At 70.1% G+C, this 18,112-nt stretch carries 16 protein-coding genes and 1 pseudogene; 10 read left to right on the forward strand and 7 right to left on the reverse strand.

The window, feature by feature from the left end; all coding sequences use genetic code 11:
- Positions 1 to 316 precede the first annotated feature (316 nt).
- Complete coding sequence (locus tag ACZ5DC_RS24895) at positions 317 to 571, reverse strand: DUF6332 family protein (protein WP_468656122.1); 255 nt, start codon at positions 569 to 571, stop codon at positions 317 to 319.
- A 218-nt stretch (positions 572 to 789) separates the two neighbouring features.
- Here ACZ5DC_RS24895 and ACZ5DC_RS24900 point away from each other — a divergent pair, with 218 nt between their 5' ends.
- Positions 790 to 2,073, forward strand: coding sequence for an MFS transporter (locus ACZ5DC_RS24900; protein WP_468656124.1), 1,284 nt, complete (start codon positions 790 to 792; stop codon positions 2,071 to 2,073).
- 187 nt (positions 2,074 to 2,260) lie between these two features.
- Positions 2,261 to 2,440: pseudogene (locus ACZ5DC_RS24905) on the forward strand (hypothetical protein); the annotation flags it as partial.
- 45 nt (positions 2,441 to 2,485) lie between these two features.
- Here ACZ5DC_RS24905 and ACZ5DC_RS24910 read toward each other — a convergent pair.
- Positions 2,486 to 3,607 (reverse strand): epoxide hydrolase family protein, encoded by a 1,122-nt coding sequence (locus ACZ5DC_RS24910; protein ID WP_468656126.1) that lies wholly within the window; start codon positions 3,605 to 3,607, stop codon positions 2,486 to 2,488.
- A 354-nt stretch (positions 3,608 to 3,961) separates the two neighbouring features.
- Between ACZ5DC_RS24910 and ACZ5DC_RS24915 the strand changes: the two genes are divergently transcribed.
- On the forward strand, positions 3,962 to 4,228 hold the full coding sequence (locus ACZ5DC_RS24915) for a GlsB/YeaQ/YmgE family stress response membrane protein (RefSeq protein ID WP_366752113.1): 267 nt from the start codon (positions 3,962 to 3,964) through the stop codon (positions 4,226 to 4,228).
- 297 nt (positions 4,229 to 4,525) lie between these two features.
- A complete protein-coding gene (locus tag ACZ5DC_RS24920; protein ID WP_468656129.1) occupies positions 4,526 to 5,455 on the forward strand; it encodes an ion transporter in 930 nt (309 codons plus the stop codon).
- Positions 5,456 to 5,752: 297 nt separating this feature from the next.
- Here ACZ5DC_RS24920 and ACZ5DC_RS24925 read toward each other — a convergent pair whose 3' ends face one another.
- Together ACZ5DC_RS24925 and ACZ5DC_RS24930 are read right to left on the reverse strand one after the other, a co-directional pair.
- The gene (locus ACZ5DC_RS24925) at positions 5,753 to 6,478 is read right to left on the reverse strand and encodes a dienelactone hydrolase family protein (RefSeq protein ID WP_468656132.1); all 726 of its coding nucleotides are present in this window, start codon (positions 6,476 to 6,478) and stop codon (positions 5,753 to 5,755) included.
- 288 nt (positions 6,479 to 6,766) lie between these two features.
- Positions 6,767 to 7,504, reverse strand: a complete 738-nt coding sequence (locus ACZ5DC_RS24930; protein ID WP_468656134.1) for an SDR family oxidoreductase — start codon at positions 7,502 to 7,504, stop codon at positions 6,767 to 6,769.
- A gap of 153 nt (positions 7,505 to 7,657) precedes the next feature.
- On the opposite strand from ACZ5DC_RS24930, the gene ACZ5DC_RS24935 reads away from it, so the two are divergent.
- Positions 7,658 to 8,230, forward strand: coding sequence for a TetR/AcrR family transcriptional regulator (locus tag ACZ5DC_RS24935; RefSeq protein ID WP_468656136.1), 573 nt, complete (start codon positions 7,658 to 7,660; stop codon positions 8,228 to 8,230).
- Positions 8,231 to 8,366: 136 nt separating this feature from the next.
- Here ACZ5DC_RS24935 and ACZ5DC_RS24940 read toward each other — a convergent pair whose 3' ends face one another.
- The 3 genes from ACZ5DC_RS24940 to ACZ5DC_RS24950 all read right to left on the reverse strand — a co-directional run bounded on the left by ACZ5DC_RS24940 (position 8,367) and on the right by ACZ5DC_RS24950 (position 10,856).
- Positions 8,367 to 8,669 (reverse strand): hypothetical protein, encoded by a 303-nt coding sequence (locus tag ACZ5DC_RS24940; protein ID WP_468656138.1) that lies wholly within the window; start codon positions 8,667 to 8,669, stop codon positions 8,367 to 8,369.
- A gap of 479 nt (positions 8,670 to 9,148) precedes the next feature.
- Positions 9,149 to 9,730, reverse strand: a complete 582-nt coding sequence (locus tag ACZ5DC_RS24945) for a hypothetical protein (protein ID WP_468656140.1) — start codon at positions 9,728 to 9,730, stop codon at positions 9,149 to 9,151.
- Positions 9,731 to 10,412: 682 nt separating this feature from the next.
- On the reverse strand, positions 10,413 to 10,856 hold the full coding sequence (locus ACZ5DC_RS24950; protein ID WP_468656142.1) for a nuclear transport factor 2 family protein: 444 nt from the start codon (positions 10,854 to 10,856) through the stop codon (positions 10,413 to 10,415).
- A gap of 484 nt (positions 10,857 to 11,340) precedes the next feature.
- On the opposite strand from ACZ5DC_RS24950, the gene ACZ5DC_RS24955 reads away from it, so the two are divergent.
- The 5 genes from ACZ5DC_RS24955 (at position 11,341) to ACZ5DC_RS24975 (ending at position 18,109) form a co-directional block, all read left to right on the forward strand.
- Positions 11,341 to 11,481 carry a hypothetical protein gene (locus ACZ5DC_RS24955; RefSeq protein ID WP_468656145.1) on the forward strand — a complete coding sequence of 47 codons (141 nt, stop codon included), beginning with the start codon at positions 11,341 to 11,343 and terminating at the stop codon, positions 11,479 to 11,481.
- A gap of 403 nt (positions 11,482 to 11,884) precedes the next feature.
- Complete coding sequence (locus tag ACZ5DC_RS24960) at positions 11,885 to 13,102, forward strand: epoxide hydrolase family protein (protein WP_468656689.1); 1,218 nt, start codon at positions 11,885 to 11,887, stop codon at positions 13,100 to 13,102.
- Between the two features lie 170 nt (positions 13,103 to 13,272).
- Positions 13,273 to 13,437 (forward strand): hypothetical protein, encoded by a 165-nt coding sequence (locus ACZ5DC_RS24965; protein ID WP_468656147.1) that lies wholly within the window; start codon positions 13,273 to 13,275, stop codon positions 13,435 to 13,437.
- A gap of 245 nt (positions 13,438 to 13,682) precedes the next feature.
- Positions 13,683 to 15,344, forward strand: a complete 1,662-nt coding sequence (locus tag ACZ5DC_RS24970; protein ID WP_468656149.1) for a glycoside hydrolase family 27 protein — start codon at positions 13,683 to 13,685, stop codon at positions 15,342 to 15,344.
- A gap of 356 nt (positions 15,345 to 15,700) precedes the next feature.
- Complete coding sequence (locus ACZ5DC_RS24975) at positions 15,701 to 18,109, forward strand: ricin-type beta-trefoil lectin domain protein (protein ID WP_468656151.1); 2,409 nt, start codon at positions 15,701 to 15,703, stop codon at positions 18,107 to 18,109.
- Positions 18,110 to 18,112: the final 3 nt, after the last annotated feature.

The following is an 18,112-nucleotide window of genomic DNA, read 5'->3' on the forward strand; positions in this document are numbered from 1 at the left end:
ACGCAATCCCCGGAACTACCTGGCCTTTCTCGGCCTCGCCGCCGCCCTGTGCTGCTACAAGAGACTCGTCCACCTCACCACATAGGACACCGTCTTAGTCACCATATGCGTGGGCTGTGCCCTGGGGCGAGGACTCGCCGGGTCCGTAATCGCGGTGGATGCCCGGCGACGCGCTCGCCCGGGCACCGCCGCCTCCCTAGGCCGCGACGGCGCCTCCGGCACCACCCGCTGGAACAGCTCCCACAAGTCGTCCGGCACCAACCGCTCAACGATCCCCACGCCGGGAGGCTACCGACCTCAAGGAGAAGGACCGTAGTCAGCGGCCCATTCGGCGCTGCTCGTCGAACCGAAGCAGCACCCGTACCAGACGCCACACTCCGGCCATCGCTCCGAGCAGCGCGCCCCCCGCCAGTACGCCCTTTCCCGTGGCACCAGAGATGCCAAGGGCCAGAACGAGAGCCAGCGTGACGCCGAAGATCACCCCAGCCAGTACGGCGGCAGTCACGAAGGCAAAAACGATCTCCACCGTCATTGCGTCCTTTTCCCACCGCGACTCACGCCCCATGTCCATGGCGCAAGTCTCACATCACGGTCAAGCCTTGCGCCCGGGTCCGGCAGCCCGACTCTCGCGGGCAGCCGTCACCAATTGAGATAGCTTCTTAGGCAAAGATCAAGCTGAGTACCCGTTTCTGACCTCACCTCTGAGGTGGGTGAGGTGATGGCCTGATCACGCAGTAGTGGACGGCCAGAGTCACTACGCTGAGCGCCTTCACACCTCGGGAGGTTCGGTTGGTACGGCGGAGCGCGCTCGGGCAGGACTTCCGGTGGTTGTGGGGCGCCTACGCGGTCAGCGCAGCGGGCAGTGCCGTCGGCATGGGGGCGTTGCCGCTGATCGCTCTCCTGGTGCTGGATTCCTCCGCGTTCCAGGTCTCTGTGCTCGCCGCGTTGTCCGCGGTGGCCAGCGCGGTGATCGCTCTGCCGCTCGGTGTGCGTATCGAGCACCAGTACAAGCGGCCGGTCATGATCACCGCCGATGTGGCCCGCTGCGTGATGCTGGCGAGCATTCCGGTCGCCATGGCTTTCGGCAGGCTCACCTTCACCCAGCTGTGTGCCGTGGGCGTACTCCAGACGGCCGCGTCCGTCGCGTTCGACGCGGCGAGCGGGGCGCACCTGAAGGCACTTGTCTCGCCCGAGCACCGTCTTCGTGCCAACAGCCTGTTCGAGACGACCAACTGGATCAGCGTCAGCGCCGGCCCGCCCGTCGGCGGGCTTCTGATCGGAGCCCTGGGTACGGCCGCCACAGTGGTGGTCGACGCCTTGTCCTTCCTCGGCTCGGCCCTGGGCGTCGCCCGCATCCGGCAGCCCGAACCCGCGCCACCGCACCGCGCGGCCACCTCTCACCTGGGCCGCGACATCGCTGCCGGATGGCAATTCCTCCTGCGGCACCCAGGACTGCGACCGCTCTTCTTCAACGCGCTCCTCTTCGGCGGATCCATCATGATGTCCTCGCCGCTGATGGCCGTCCTCATGCTGGACGATCTGGGCCTGGCGCCGTGGCAGTACGGACTCGCCCTGGGGCTGCCGTGCGTGGGCGGCGTGCTGGGCTCACGCCTGACCCCGCTGCTCACCCGGCGATTCGGACAGCGTCGCGTCCTGCTGCTGTCCGGTGTCGCACGCACACTGTGGACGATCCTGTTGCCGCTGACGCCCTCGGGCGCCCTCGGCGTGTGCGTCATCGTGGCCGCCGACTTCGGCCTGCTCTTCTGCGCCGGGGTCTTCAACCCGTCGTTCACCACGTATCGCATGGCGGCCACACCGGACGCGTTCATGTCCCGCGTCGGCACCTCCTGGTCCGTCGGCTCGAAGACATGCCAGGCCGCCTTCATGATCACCGGTGGCCTCATCGCCGCCGCGGCGGGGGCACGGGGCGCCCTGCTCATCGCCGGCCTGCTGTGCATGGCGAGCGCGCTGCTCCTGCCATGGCGGAAGGAACGGATGGCCGCCGCCGGGCATGTCCCGGCGCCCGCGACGGAAGCGGTTCCGTCCCCGGCCGCGGACAGTCCGCCCGCGTAGCGGTTTCACCGGACTGCGGTGTCGCGGCTCACGAGTCGTCTCAATGGGTGACTGTTGCAACGGGACGTCAGAGGGTGAGGCCGGCAGCAGCCGGCCAGCCGGGAGACGGTCCGTTCCACGGCCCAACGGTGGGGCGGCCCAGCCGCTGGGAACTGTCCGTTCCTCTGCGGGCGATCCGGCGGCATGCCTGGAGCAGATCGGTCCGCTCCCGTGGGCTCCCACGCCCGATGAGGTCTTCGTACGTATCGAGCCGGAACTGGTCACCGGACGCCGGCTCGTCGGGGGCCGCACGATGTACGGCCCGCGTCGCGGCGGACAGGTCGATGAGCCGCCCCCCACGCCGGCCGCTGACCTTTCCGACCGGTGACCGGCGGTCGGCTTGCGGGTGCGGCCGGCACGGAGGCCCTGACGATCAGGGGGCTACGAACCTCCGCCTCGCCAGTTCGACTGCCGTGCGGACGCCGGTGGCGTACTCCGCCGGGCGCTCCCAGGCCGCGAAGTGGCCGCCGGCGGGTTCCTCGGTCCAGGAGCGGACGTCGAAGAAGCGTGCCGCGAACTCGCGGGGCGCGTTGACGAGGTCCTTCGGGAAGATCGTGAACGCCGTGGGGACGTCGATGCGTCCGGCCGGTTTCGCCGCGCTCTCGGCGTAGGGGGTGAAGGAGGTGCCGATGGCGCCGCTGACCCAGTACGCGGTGATCCACGTGAGCAACTCGTCCCGGTGGAACACCGTTTCCACATCACCGCCGCAGTCGGTCCACGCTCGCAGTTTCTCCAGGATCCACGCCGCCAGGCCCGCGGGCGAGTCACCGAGCGCCACAGCCAACGTGTGCGGCTTGGTGGCCTGTTCGTGCATGTAGCCGCCCTCGGTGGCCTGCCACTGACGACCGCGCCGCACGTACGCCCGCTCCGCGTCGGACAGGTCGTGCGGCGGGTCCACCAGGAAGCGGTACTGCGACACATCGGTCAGGTGCAGGGCGGCCACACGGTCGGGGTGAGCGGCGGCCAGCGCCTCCGCGACGTCGCAGCCCACATCGCCGGCGGACACGACGTACCGTTCGTAGCCGAGCTCGGCCATCGCGTTCGCGATCGCTTCGGCCATGGCCCGGGACGACATGCCTCGGGAGGCGACGGGCGCGGCGAACGGGAAGCCCGGCAGGGCCGGGACGATCACGTGGAGGTCGGACAGCAGGGGCCAGACCTTCTCGAACCGCAGGACGGAGTCGGGCCAGCCGTGGAGGAGCACCACCGCCACCGCGTCGGTGCGCGCCGCTCGCAGATGGACCGCCCGCACCGGTGTCTCGGCCAGGCCGGCCAGGACCCAGGGCAGGGCACGGATCCGTGCCTCATGCTCGCGCCAGTCGTAGGAGCGGGCCCAATGGGAGATCAGGTCCGCGAGGCGGTCGCCGTCGACACCGCGCGCCCATCCGAACCCGGCGGGGACGTCGACTCGGCGGTAGCCACGCAGGCGCGCGCGCAGGTCCTCCAGCACCGACTGCTCCACGGCGGGTGGAGTGGCGTGTTCCGTGCTGATCATGCTCGGTCGTCCTCTCGTTCGCTCGAAACGTCTTTGATGTCCGCGTTCCGGTGACGTTCCCGGGACGCCTTCTCCGGGACAACTGCCCCGCGCTCGGCCGTGATGTCACGCAAGGGCCCGGCGCGGTTGCCGAAGCCGCCGCGCCGGGAACCCGGCCCGGCGCCGGGCCGGTGGACGCGCTTCTGCCAGTCACCACGCCACGCGCTCGCGGATCGCGGAGGCGTCGGGTACCGGACACTCCCTGGGATCGTCCGTCAGGATCCGGCCACCGGGCGTCTTCTACAGGCTTGTAGAAGCTACGCTGTTCCGCGAAACACTTCGGCTCCCTGCCCAGGGGCCGGTGAAAGGAGAGACATGGGTGTCATCGCGTGGCTGGTTCTGGGTCTTCTCGCCGGGGCGATCGCCAAGGCCGTCCTGCCCGGACGTGACCCCGGCGGATGCATCGGCACCACCGTCATCGGCGTCGCCGGCGCATTCCTGGGCGGCTGGCTGTCGGCGACCTTCCTCGACCGCCCCATCCAGCGGGAGTTCTTCGACCTCGCCACCTGGGGCTCGGCCATCGGCGGCGCCCTCGTCCTGCTGATCGCCTACCGTCTCCTGTTCGGCAACTCCCGCAACTGACCTGAGCGAACCTCCAGTCCGCCGGTGAAGCCGCACACGGTCAGGCCCGCGGGGCCGCTCGCCTCCCTGCACGACGCTGCCGTCCGCCGGTCCGGAAGGCGGCGCCCCAGCGGGCTCTGCCCAGGCCGGGCATCGGATCCGCGACCTCTCCGCGGACGGCGGCCGGGCAACCGGCACCGGCGCCCCGCCGATGTCTACATTGCTGTAGAAGTCTGGCGTAGAGCATGATCACTCAACAAGCCCGCCTTCCGGCCCGGTTGGCCGGGAACAGCGTGCTGCGCAAAGGAACACAGCAGGATGACGGACAGCGCCCCCATGGTCCGGCCCGCCACGGCGCGGGTCTCGACGGCACGATGGTGCCGCGCCATCACCGAAGCCCGATGGTTCGCGGTCACCGTCTTCTGCCTGATCCTCGCCAACGCCGCGCTGCTGGGCGCGGAGACCTACACCGGGGTGGTCACCGACTGGCACGGCCGGCTGAGCCTGGCCGAACACGCGTGCGTGGCCGCCTTCACCGTGGAGATCCTGCTGCGTCTGGGCGCCCACGCCGACCGTCCCCAAGGCTTCTTCCGCGACCCGTGGAACCTCTTCGACCTCGCCGTCGTACTGAGCACCTTCCTGCCCCTCGTCCGGGAGAACACCACCGTCCTGCGGCTGCTGCGGCTGGCCCGCGTCCTGCGCACCGCCCGGTTCCTGCCGCAACTGCGCGTCATCCTCGTCGCCGTCGCCCGCAGTCTGCCCGGCACCCTCAGCTTCCTCCTCGTCGGCGCCCTGCTGCTGTACGTCTACGCGATGGTCGGCTGGGTCTTCTTCGCTCGCCACGACCCGCAGCACTACGGCTCCGTCGGCCGCGCCGCCCTCACCCTCTTCCTGCTCATGACCCTCGACGGGATCGGCGACGCCGTCCACGCAGGCCTCGAAATCTCCCGCCTGAGCCTCGTCTATTACGCGTCCTACGTCCTGCTCGCCTCCTTCGTCCTCGTCAATGTCCTCATCGGCGTCGTCCTGTCCTCCCTCGATGAAGCCCGCGACATGGAACGCAACCACGCGGCACCAGCCCCCCGCCCGGCGCCCACCCCGGCCACGCAGCAGACCCTGCACGACCGCATCGTCACAGCCCGCCGCGCCCTGGACGACCTCGAACGCGAACTCGCCCACGCCTCAGCGCCACCAGCCGTCGAAGCGGAACGGACCGTCTCCCCAGCGGGCACGGGTCTTCACCCCTGATCCTGGACACTCGGTGTCCGCATCGGCGGTCGACGGGCGCAGCACCCATGGTGCCGTCAGCCCACGCCGCTGGAGCAGTTCCTCCAGGGCGCCTCGCCGGAGCCGCTCCGATTCCACGGGCGTTCGGCTTCCCGCAGGACCAACTCGCCGTTCAGGCGAGCTGCACGCACTGTCCCATCAGGCCGGCGGGGATCGCATCCGACCCGTGGTACGCCCCGCACGACCTCCGGTCACCCAGGCAGGGCCGGACGGCACCGATGTCCGGGAGCGCGGTGAGGGGGTCGGTGTCCTCGGGCGTCACTCCGTTACGGGCAGGCACTCGGCGAGCAGGTCGACGACGTCCCGCCAGGCTCGCTGCGCGTGCTGAGGGTGAAAACCGACCCCAGGAAGCACGATGTGGTCGACCGGTGGGTGATGGAAGGCGTGCAAGGCGCCGCCGTAGACCACGAGGCGCCAGTCAGCTCCCGCAGCCTGCATCTCGGCAGTGAAAGCGTCCCGTTGCGCGGGCGCCATGATCGGGTCTTCCGACCCGACCCCGGCCCACACCGGGCAGTGGATGCGGGCCGTCTCGCCTGGCCGGCCCGTGGTCAGTCCGTTGACTGTCGCGATCGCGCGCAGGTCGACTCCGTCGCGGCCGAGTTCCAGCGCGATGGCGCCCCCGGTGCCGTAGCCGACGGCGGCGATCCGGTCCTGGTCGGTCCGCGGCTCGGCGCGGAGCACGTCGAGCGCCGCGTGGCCGATGCCTCGCATCCGGTCGGGGTCGGCGAGCAGCGGCATGCAGCGGGCCAACATCTCCTCGGGGTCGCTCAGATAGCGCCCGCCATGGAGGTCGAAGGCCAGGGCCACGTATCCCAGCTCGGCGAGCGCATCGGCCCGGCGGCGCTCGACGTCGCTGAGCCCCATCCCCTCGGGCCCGACCAAGACCGCGGGCCGGCGGTCGGCACCGGCCGGGAGCGCGAGATGCCCGATCATCGTCAGGCCGTCGGCCGCGTATTCGATCGTGCGTGTTGTGACCGTCGTCATGAGCCTGGACTGTAGTGATCACAGAGCCCGGTCGGGCCGGTGTTCTGCCGCCGGCAGAAGGCAGGTCTCCGGCGTATTCCGGGGAGGTCCCGGGTCCTCCTCGAAGGCGACCGGGTCCTCGATCCCGGTCTGTCACCCAGCGCTGTCGGCGATCGTCATCGGATCCGATGGGATGCGCGTCGCCGCGAACTCACCTATCGCACGGTCTCGTTGGACGTGTCGGCGACCTGTCGCCAAAGGAGCGCTTGCCGACAGGGGGGCGGTGTCGGGCAGTCCGGCTCACCTCTGTCAGGCTTGCACGGTGGGGCGGACGACGATCTCGCTGACGTCGATGCCGTCGGGTTGTCCGATGGCGTAGCCGATCGCGGAGGCGATCGCCGAGGGCGGCATGGCGATCTCGTCCCGCTGCCGGGTCATCGCGGCCGCGACTTCAGGGCTGGCTCCCTTGCCGATGCCTTCGGTATGGGTGAAGCCGGGTGAGACGAGGGTGACGCGCAGGTCGGGTCCCGACTCCTGGCGTAGGCCCTCGGTAAGCACCTTCACCGCCGTTTTGGTGGCCGCGTACACCGCCTGGGGGGATTTGACGACGTAGGCCGCAGTGGAGCCGACGTTCACGAAATGGCCGAAGCGCTGCCGGCGGAAGAGGGGCAGAGCCGCGCCGATGCCGTTGAGCAGGCCGGTGATGTGGGTGGAGACCATGGCGTCCCAGTCGTCCTGGCGCAGGTCGTCGAACGGTGAGACGGCCATCGTGCCCGCGTTGGAGACGAGGACGTCGAGTCGACCGTACTGGTTGAGGGCCGTGTCCGTCAGGCGCTGGAGGTCTTCGCGGCGCGTGACGTCGACGATGACGCCAGTGGCGGTGCCGCCCTTCGCCGTGATGCCGTCCACGACGGCGTTCAGCCGGTCCTCGCGCCGGGCTCCGAGTACGAGTCGGGCGCCCTTCTCGGCGAGGTGGAGCGCGGTTGCCTCTCCGATGCCGCTGCTGGCACCTGTGATCGCGATGACTTTGCCCTGGATGCCCGACATGATCGGCTTCCTTCCTCGGGGTGCGCGCAGGTCGGTGCGGTGACCTACAGTGAAACCGGAGGTGCCCCCAGTTGGTCCACGTTAAGTGGGGGCGTATCCGGTTAGCAAGTTCGCAGGTTCGAGAGCGCTTCGAAGAAGGGATGGCGAGTACTGATGACCGACGGCACGCTGCGGCCGCTGCGAGCTGACGCACGACGGAACAGGGAGAAGATCCTTGCGGCCGCTGTACGCGTCTTCACGACGGAGGGGCTGGACGCGCACCTGGAACGCATCGCCAAGGAGGCGGGCGTGGGCAGTGCGACCCTGTACCGCAACTTCCCCACCCGGGAGGCCCTGGTCGAGGCGGTCTACCGCAACGAGGTGGCCCAGCTGTGCGATGCCGCCCCCGCTCTGCTCACGCAGCAGCCGCCGGCAGAGGCCCTGCGCGCGTGGACACGCCTCTTCCTGGACTACGTCACCGCCAAGTACGGCATGATCGACGCCCTGCGCGCCATCGCCGCGACGGGGAGCAATCCTTATGGCCACAGCCGGGAAATGATCCAGGCCGCCATCACCTCGCTCATGGACGCCTGCACGGCCGCCGGGGTGATCCGCACCGATATCCGGCCCACCGACATCGGCGCTGCCCTGGAAGGCATCGCCCTCACCTCAGCGGGTGCTGAACACCGACAGCAAGCGGAGCGCCTGCTCGACCTCACCCTGGACGGCCTCACGGTCCGCCCGTGAGGACTCGTGCGTCGGTCCGCTCCACCACCGCAGGGCACCGGCGGCCGGGGTCGAGGCGGTGAAGCCGTAGTGGCCCAGGTGTGCTGTGCCGGGACGTTGGTGACACGCGTGCTGAGTGCTTGAACAGGTGAGGGCCTCAGGGGCTGAACGGGTCTTCGACGAGAATGCTGTGCGTCCCGGGCACCTGCGTCGCCAGCCCCGGGGGGATGATGTCGATGACGTTGCCTTGGCACCCCGGAACGTTGTGGACGCGGACGGGAACGTCCGTGAAGTTGAGTACGGTGGAGAGCTGGGCGACCTCGTAGCAGCCGAGCGGGTGGTTGTGGACGACTCCGTCGATGCGGAGGTATCCGTTCGTGGCGAACGCTGATCCGGGAACGGTGAGTACGAGCATTCCGGCGGCCGCGAACATGGTGAGTGTCGAGCTGATGCGACGCATGGCGCGCCTCCTCATGGGCAGGTCGGGGGGTGTTCCAGCCCTGCAAACGACCGTACGGAAGTGTGCGGGTACTGCATCCCGGTGCCGTCCGGACGGGCGACACCGGCCCGCGAACCACCGGGGCGGGGCATGCGGCAGCGTTCGGTCCGCCCGCCGGGGAAGGCGGTCGCGGCGCCCGACCGCCGGCCATAGGCGGGCACCGGTCTCCGCCTGCTGTCGAATTCAGCTGGGCCGCGGTCTCGCTGCCGCAGGCTGACGGCCTCGGCGTCGCGTCCGCCGCGTGTGCCTTCCCGACGCTGTGCAACCGTCTGAGGTGCTCCGGCGACCTTCCGGCTCTCGATCGGCGATCAGAGCTGTACGTGGTGTCCAGTGAGATCGGCGGCTGCATCTGCCGCCGGCCGTGACCAGCGAGGTGAAAGGCGGCCCGCACGCCCGACGCCGCGTCTGCGCACAGCTGATGCGCCCAGAGACCCCGGCGCTCAGTGGCCGCCGCGCGGCTCGAAGCAGCCGGTTTCCAGGAACCGGCCGTTGACCGTGACTTGGTAGTTGGTTGACTGCACGAACGCGGTGACACAGGCGTCGTGACGGACGTTGAGGGCGATGGTGGTACCCGGGTTGCTGTCGGGGTCGTGGGCCTGCACGAAGAGCGTTCCGCGCCCCCGGTCGCTGTCCGGACCCCCGTTCCGGTAGCCGAGCTTGAGCAGCGCCGTGCGCACACTCTCGGCGTCCCAAGTCCTGGCCGTCCAGAGCCGTTTGAGGACGGGCTCGATGCGGGCAGCTTCCGCGCGGGCGGCCTCCTCACTGGCGGGGGACATCTCTTTGGGGACCTTGAAGCCGTTGTTCTCGTGGTAGTGCGGGGCTCCGTCGTGGGAGCCGGGCTCCACGTTGCCCTGTGCCGGACCGGCGGGGGAGGGACTGTGAGGGGTGGAGACGGTGCCGCTGAGGCTCGGGGCGGGGCCGGCCGCCGTCGGTCCTGTGTGCTCCTTGCCGCAGGCGGTCAGGGTCAGGGCAGTGCCCAGGAGAAGGCTCGCAGCAACGTATCTCGGTCTGGGTGTCCGCATGAGGAGGACTCTGCCACAGCGCCGGTGCGGTCAACGTCCGTTCACCGAGCGGGAGTCACGCGAGCCGGCGGCATTCGGACGACGTGCCGCCTCGCGGCGGGACGGTCGTGCGGGCGGACGCGCCGAAGCGGTGGCGGGTATGACCCCGTGCCGCCACCGCCCCCTTGCCGCATCGCACGGCACCGCGCTGACGCGGCTCGCGAACGCATTCCTGACCTCCTGCGTGAACAGGGGCTGCTCGGAGGCCGCGAAGTGGCCGCCGGCCGGCATTCGGTGGGACAGGACGCCCTGCGGCCGGCCGGTGTCGCCGGTCCGGTGGAGGAACTTCTCGCGTCGTCCCGGCCGATCCCGCGGGGCGGACGCCTGCGCGGCGGGCTCCAAAGCGATGTCGCGGGGGTTTCCGGCCATGGTCGTTCTCCTTGTCGACGGTGGGACGTCACCGAGCCTGACGTGCCTTTCCGACCGCCCCTTGCATCAGGGCAGGGACACCACGGATCGGGACGGATGCGGAAGGTGGCGCATCCGTCCCGATCCGTGGTGCTCCTGCCAGGGGGCCGCTGCCGGAGCGCGCTCCGGCAGCGCGGGCGCGGCTGGTCCACGGCTGCGCCGCGCAGCGGCCTTGCCCCCTCGGCGTGGCCGGCCGCGCCGAGGGGGACGAGCGGTGACGGGTAGGGGCGACGCGTCAGCGGGAGACGGCGGCCTCCAGGTTGTTCAGCACGCCCAGCTGGCCGAACAGGACGGTGCCGGACGGGTAGCAGTTGAAGGACTCGATCTTGCCCTCACGCAGCCTGAACACGTCGCAGCACGGCACCTGGATGGTCTGGCCCGTGGGGGCGATGACGCCCATGGGGGTGTTCAGCGGTCCCCGGTGCGTCCCGTTCAGGGACAGCTCCACCACCACCAAGTCGCCCTGCACGTAGACGTCGTAGAGCTCGCGGTGCATGTCGGGGAAGGCCGCGGCGTAGTTCACCACCGGTTGGCCGACGTCCTGGCCGCGGTAGGTGACACCGATCGACTGGTCGGTGAACGTGCCGTTCTCGGTGAAGCAGTCGATCCACCCGGGGATGTCCTGGACCTCGGCCACCTGGTAGGCGTTCCGGATGGACTTCTCGTTGTCGGACGACATCGGATCTCCTCTGTGCTGAGTGGGCCGGGGCAGGGCGTCGGGCACCCGGTCGCACGCATCCGGCTCACCTTGCGGTGGGGGAGGGGTGCGGCGTGGTCGTCGGCTGCTCCGCGTGGCCGCCCGTGCAGGCGTCCGTGCAGGGTCCGTGCGGGGACAGGCGGCGCCGACCGGCCTCGGTGTGAACGGGCCCAGCCTAGCCAGTTTGAGTGACGCGTCAACCGAATGGCGAGTGGAGCAGGGGCTAATCTCAGCCAGGCGGGAGCGCGACCGTGCTCGGCCTCCCGCGAGGACCGCGCTGGTCCGCCGTCGAGATGCTGGGCGGGAAGGCGAAACATGGCGCGATTCAGCGGCGGGTGAACGGGGTTTCTACCTCTGCGGCGACGGCTGCCGGGAACGCGGGGCGAGTGTGCTTTGGCGTGGCGTCCGATTCCCGGCGAGAGCGGTTCCAGTTGACATGTCACCCACTTTCTTCTTGAATCACCACATGGACCGGTCGAGTCTCGTCGCGGACGAACTTCACAGGATCACGCTGCTCGTGGTGGACGGGGTGTCGCTGCTCGACCGGGCGGAGCGCGGACGCCGGCGTGGGGACGGGCGCGAGCCGCAGGCACGCTGCCGCGCGTGACCGGAACCCGACGGCAGAGGAGCACGGACGCGCGCGCCACGGATGCCCACCGGCCAAGGGGTTCTTGGTTCGTGCGCCCACCACACCCACCGCGCCCACCGCACCAGCCGATCCACCGCCCCCACACAAACGGCACCCACCGGACCAACGGCACCCACCGCACCAGCCGATCCACCGGCTCCGCTCTGCCTACCGCCCAGCCATCCCGCCAGTCCCCTCGGACCACTCCACCCACCAGACCCGCGGACCTGCCGGACCCACCGGACCGCGCTCCCCCAGAGGACCAACCGTGTTCAGATCACACCACCCCATGACCACCGCCGAGACGGCCGAGGAGTCGCTTCCGGCTAGCTCGCGCCGTGGTTTCCTGCGGTCGGCCGCCGTCGTCGGGGCGGCTTCAGCCGTGTCGGTCGGGCTGCCCCACGGCGCCTCGGCCGCCCAGCCGGCGTCGGTGGCGGGTCTCACCCTGCCCCCGGCCGGTCCGGACATCACCCGTTTCGATCTCCATGTTCCGCAGAGCGCGCTGGTGGACCTGCGCCGCCGGCTGGCGGCGGCCCGGCTGCCGGAACGGGAGACCGTCGGCGACGTCTCCCAGGGCGTCCCGCTCAGCCGGCTGCGCGGCCTGGTCGAGCACTGGCGCACCACGTACGACTGGCGCGCCCTGGAGTCCCGGCTGAACAAGGCGGGCCAGTACCGGACACGGATCGACGGGCTGGGCATCCACTTCCTGCACGTTCCGTCCAGGCACCCCGACGCCCTTCCGGTGGTCCTCAACCACGGCTGGCCGGGGTCGTTCGTAGAGTTCCTCGACACGATCGGTCCGCTCACCGACCCGACGCGCTACGGCGGCAGCGCCCGGGACGCCTTCCACGTCGTCATCCCCTCCATGCCCGGGCACGGTTTCTCCGACCGTCCCGCGCAGGCGGGGTGGGACCCCGCGCGCATCGCGTCCGCGTGGATCACCCTGATGGAGCGTCTGGGGTACCGCCGCTACATCGCCCAGGGCGGTGACTGGGGAGGTGCCGTCACCACCCAGATGGGCAAGCAGCGGCCGGCCGGTCTGCTCGGTGTGCACCTGAACCTGCCGGAGTTCATGCTGACCAACACGGCCCTGGGGGACGGCACGCCGGAGGAGAAGGCGGCCATCGCCCAGCAGCAGGTCTTCGCCCAGCAGTACTCGGGGTACTTCCAGGAGCAGGCCACGCGCCCGCAGACCCTCGGCTACGCCCTGGCCGATTCCCCGGTGGGGCAGGCCGCCTGGATCTTCGAGAAGTTCATCGACTGGACGGACAGCGACCACCGTCCGGAGCCGCTCCTGGGTTACGACCGCATGCTCGACGACATCAGTCTGTACTGGCTCGCCAACACCGGCGCGTCGTCGGCGCGGCTCTACTGGGAGTTCTACCGGGACAACCACGACCTGACACGCCTGGACCTGCCGGTCGGGGTCAGCGTCTTCCCCGGCGAGCTGGTGCGCACGCCGAAGGTGTGGGCGCAGAAGGCCTACGACGACCTGGTCTACTTCAACGACGACATCGCCGCGGGCGGTCACTTCGCCGCCTTCGAACAGCCCCGGATCTTCGTGGAGGAACTGCGGGCCTACGCCCGTCTCGTCAGGTGACCGCCGCCTGAGCGCGGGGCCCCGGCCGGGGCCCCGCCGTGCGGTACGGTCGCATGCCCGCAGGCGCGGAACCGTGCGACGTGTGCCGCACCAGCCACCTGTGTTGGCGTCGTCCACGCCATGTCTGACGCGCACGTCGGGCGCCCCGGCCGCATCGCAGGCCGATTGGCTTGCTGTACACACGGATGCGGGCCGGGTCGAACTCCTGCGGACCCGGCGACTTCGTGACCGGCGACGGAGAGCGGCAGCAGCTCCAGCCGGGCCGGCAGGACATCGACGACGCGGTCAAGAACGCCAAGGACGCCGAGGCGCGGGGGGAGAAGGTCCTGCAGTGAGGGCCGGACCTCACGGGCCGCCGAGCGAATGTTTCGAGATGCGCGTCGAATCATGTGGAAGGTATTGACGCCGTTCAGTGGTTCCCTATTATCCACCTTGCCCGATACTCCGACACATGTTCGACACTGCGAACGCGTCGGGGTCGCTCCGCTCTGTGCATGTCATGTTCGCAACAATGCGGCAGGAGCCCGCCCCTACTGCCGTGCACGTGCCCTCCGGAACTCGACCCGAGGAGCGATGAACCATGTCCCTGACCACCGAGCGGGCCAGGCGTCCGCGCACGCCGTTCCCGCTGACGCCGCTGACGTCCTTGCGTAGAATCCTGGCGTTCGCGTGCACGGTCGCACTGCTCGCCGTGGCCGCCCCCCTCCTCGCCCTGGAGACGGCGCAGCCCGCGGCCGCGCTGGACAACGGGCTGGCGTTGACGCCGCAGATGGGTTTCAACGACTGGAACGCGTACGGCTGCGCCGTCTCCGAGTCGCTGATCAAGTCCACCGCGCAGGCGATGCACACCAACGGCATGCAGGCGGCGGGCTACTCGTACGTCGACATAGACGACTGCTGGATGACCCACAGCCGCGATTCCGGCGGCCGTCTGGTGCCGGACCCGGCCAAGTTCCCCGACGGCATCAAGGGCACCGCGGACTACGTGCACTCGCTGGGGCTCAAGCTGGGGATCTACGAGGACGCGGGCACCGCGACCTGTGCCGGGTATCCGGGCAGTCTGGGCCACGAGACCACGGACGCCCAGACGTTCGCCTCCTGGGGCGTGGACTATCTGAAGTACGACAACTGCAACAACACCGGGGCGCCCGCCCGTACCCGGTACACCGCGATGCGCGACGCCCTGGCGGCCACCGGCCGGCCCATTCTGTTCAGTCTGTGCAACTGGGGCCAGGAGAACGTGTGGACCTGGGGCGCGGACGTGGGCAACAGCTGGCGCACCACCGGGGACATCAACGCGAGCTTCTCCAGCATGCTCTCGATCTTCCACAGCAACGTGGGGCTCGCCTCCTACGCCGGCCCCGGCCACTGGAACGACCCCGACATGCTGGAGGTCGGCAACGGCTCGCTGACGGCCACCGAGAGCCGTAGCGAATTCAGTCTGTGGGCGGAGATGGCCGCGCCGCTGATCGCCGGCACCGACATCCCCTCGGCCGGCAGGGACACCCTGGCCACGCTGACCAACTCCCGCGTGATCGCGGTCGACCAGGACCCGCTGGGCAGGCAGGGCGTCATGGTCTCCTCCTCGGGCGGCCTGGACGTCCTGGCCAAGCCGCTGGCGAACGGGGACGTGTCGGTGGCGCTGTTCAACGAGACGGGCTCGACGGCGACCATCACCACCAGCGCGGCCGCGATCGGCAAGACCGGGGCCTCCTCCTACACCCTGACCGACTTGTGGTCGGGGGCGTCCTCGACGACCTCGGGCACGATCAGCGCCTCGGTGCCCGCGCACGGCACGGTGATGTACCGGGTCGTGGGCGGCACGAGCAGCGGCGGCGGCACCACTGTGACCGGTGCGCTGCACGGGGTGGGGTCGGGCAAGTGCCTGGACGTCCCGAACTCGACCACCACCGCCGGCACCCAGGTGGAGATCTGGAGCTGCAACGGCAGCGCCAACCAGACCTGGACGCATTCCGTCTCCGACCAGCTCACCGTCTACTCCGGCAGCAGCCAGAGGTGTCTGGACGCCTACGACAACCGCACCACACCGGGGACGAAGGTGGAGATCTGGACCTGCAACGGCCAGACCAACCAGCAGTGGACGCTCAACGCGGACGGCACGATCACCGGCGTCCAGTCCGGCCTGTGCCTGGACGTGACAGGAGGGGCCGGCGCCGACGGAAGCCTCGTCCAGCTGTCGACCTGCAACGGCAGCGGTAGCCAGCGGTGGACGCTGGGGTGACTCCCCCTCCACGCCCCTGCCGAACACCGTACGGGCCCGCCTGCCGCGTGGCTGCCCGCCGCTGGCGACCGGGCGTCCGCACACCGACCACAGGCGGCTACGACGCCTCCGTGGCGGCACCGCCACGGAGGAGGTCTCCACGCCCGGACAGCCGTCGATCGCCGACGAAGGCGATGGAAGGCCACGCTCCTCGTCGCTCTGGCGATGGTCGTGACCGCGTCCGGCACCACGGCGTTCGCCGCGTCCTCCCGGATCGGTAAGGCCCCGCCGCACACCGGCGACCGCACAGTCATCGGGCCCCGTGACCGGGCTCCCCTCCCGCACGGGGACACCTCCCACCTGTGAAAGGAATCCACGTGTCAGCCTTCAGCCGGTTGTTCCGGCGCCTGCGCGTCCTGACCGCAGTGCTCGCGGGCCTGCTCCTGACCGCCGGCGGCATCGTCGCCACGACCGCCGCCCCGGCCCAGGCCGCCACCTCCATCACGATCAACGGCGCGTCCGGCGGCCGTACCTTCGACGGCGTCGGCGCCATCAGCGGCGGGGGCGGCAACAGCAGACTCCTGACCGACTATCCCGAGCCCCAGCGCGGCCAGATCCTGGACTACCTGTTCAAGCCCGGCTACGGCGCCTCCCTGCAAATCCTCAAGGCGGAGATCGGCGGAGACACCAACTCCACCTCAGGGGCCGAACCGAGTCACCAGCACACCCGCTCCGACCTCAACTGCGACCGGGGCTACGAGTGGTGGCTGATGGAGCAGGCCAAGGCCCGCAACCCGGGCATCAAGCTGTACGGGCTCGCCTGGGGCGCGCCCGGCTGGATCGGCGGCGGGAACTTCTGGTCGACCGACATGGCCGACTACCTGCTCTCGTGGCTGGGCTGCGCCAAGCAGCACGGGCTGACCATCGACTACCTCGGCGGGTGGAACGAGCGGGGCTACAACATCTCCTGGTACGAACAACTGCGCAGCGCGCTCGACAGCCACGGCTACGGCAACGTCAAGATCGTCGCGGCAGACTCCGACTGGTCCGTGGCGAACGACATCGACTCCGACCCGGCGTTCGCCTCCGCGGTGAGCGCCATCGGCACGCACTACCCCTGCGGCTACCGGTCGTCCCAGTCCACCTGCTCGGTGCCGTCGGCCGCCACGTCGTCCGGCAAGGCGCTGTGGGCGAGCGAGAACGGCTCGGACGACTACAACGGGGGAGCGCAGGCCGTGGCCCGCGGCATCAACCGCGGATACATCGACGGCCGGATGACCGCGTACCTCAACTGGCCCGTGGTCGCCTCGATCACGCCCAACCTGCCGTACCCCACCATGGGGCTCGCCCTGGCCCCGCAGCCCTGGTCCGGCCACTACGCGATCGGCAAGAACGCCTGGGTGATGGCGCAGACCAGCCAGTTCACCGCCCCGGGCTGGCACTACCTCGACGCGTCCAGCGGCTACATCGGCGGCAACCGGAACAACGGCAGCTACGTCTCGCTGAAGTCCACCAACGGCTCCGACTACTCCACGGTCATCGAGACGATGGACGCCGCGAGCGGCCAGACGCTGAATTTCAACGTCACCGGGGGACTGTCCGCCAAGACCGTCCACGTATGGTCGACCGACGTCACCTCCCAGAACCCGGCCGACTACTTCGTGCACACCGCCGACATCACCCCGTCCGGCAGCGGCTTCAGCCTCACTGTCCAGCCGGGCCGCGTGTACACCCTGACCACCACGACCGGCCAGGGCAAGGGCACCGCCACCGGTCCCGCCCAGGGCACGCTGAAGCTGCCGTACAGCGACTCCTTCGACGGCTACGCCGCCGGTGCCGAGGCCAAGTACCTGATGGACTGGCAGGGCGCCTTCGAAGAGGTGGGCTGCGGCGGCGGCCGCAGCGGCAAGTGCGTGCGCCAGATGAGCCCGCAGAAGCCGATCACCTGGGACGCGCTGTCCGATCCGCACGCCCTGCTCGGTGACACGGGCTGGAGCGACTACACCGTCTCCTCGGACGTGATGCTCGAACAGAGCGGATACGCGGAGCTGATCGGCCGTGCGGGCGCACAGGACTACAGCGGTACCGGAGGACTGAACGCCTACCGCCTGCGGGTGAGCGACACCGGTGCCTGGTCGGTGCTGAACTCGAACACCAACGGCACCCTCTCCACCCTGGCCCGCGGTACGACCGCGGCGCTGGGCACCAACCGGTGGCACACCCTGGCCCTCACCTTCTCCGGCGCCACCATCACCGCCGTCATCGACGGTGCCACGGTCGGTTCGGTGACCGACCGGACCTGGGCCGGCGGGCAGATCGGCTACGGGACCAGCCAGGGTGAGACGGCGCAGTTCGACAACCTGTCCATCACCCCCGGCAGCGGCGGCGGCGACGGCGGCACGACAGGCCCGGTCGTCGGCGTCGGCTCCGGCCGGTGCGTGGACGTGCCGAACCAGTCGCAGACGGCCGGCACCCAGGTGGAACTGTGGGACTGCAACGGCGGCGGCAACCAGCAGTGGACGAACACCTCGGCCGGTGAGCTGCGGGTCTACGGAAGCGTCTGCCTCGACGCGGCAGGCCAGGGCACCAGCCCCGGAACCAAGGTGGAGATCTGGGACTGCAACGGCGGCGGCAACCAGAAGTGGACGCTCCACTCCGACGGCACGATCACCGGCGACCAGTCCGGTCTGTGCCTGGACGCGACCGGCGGGGGGACGGCCAACGGCACCCTCCTGCAACTGTGGACCTGCAACGGCAGCGGAAACCAGCGGTGGACGCGCGGCTGATCA

It is taken from the genome of Streptomyces sp. NPDC031445, from assembly GCF_055581365.1.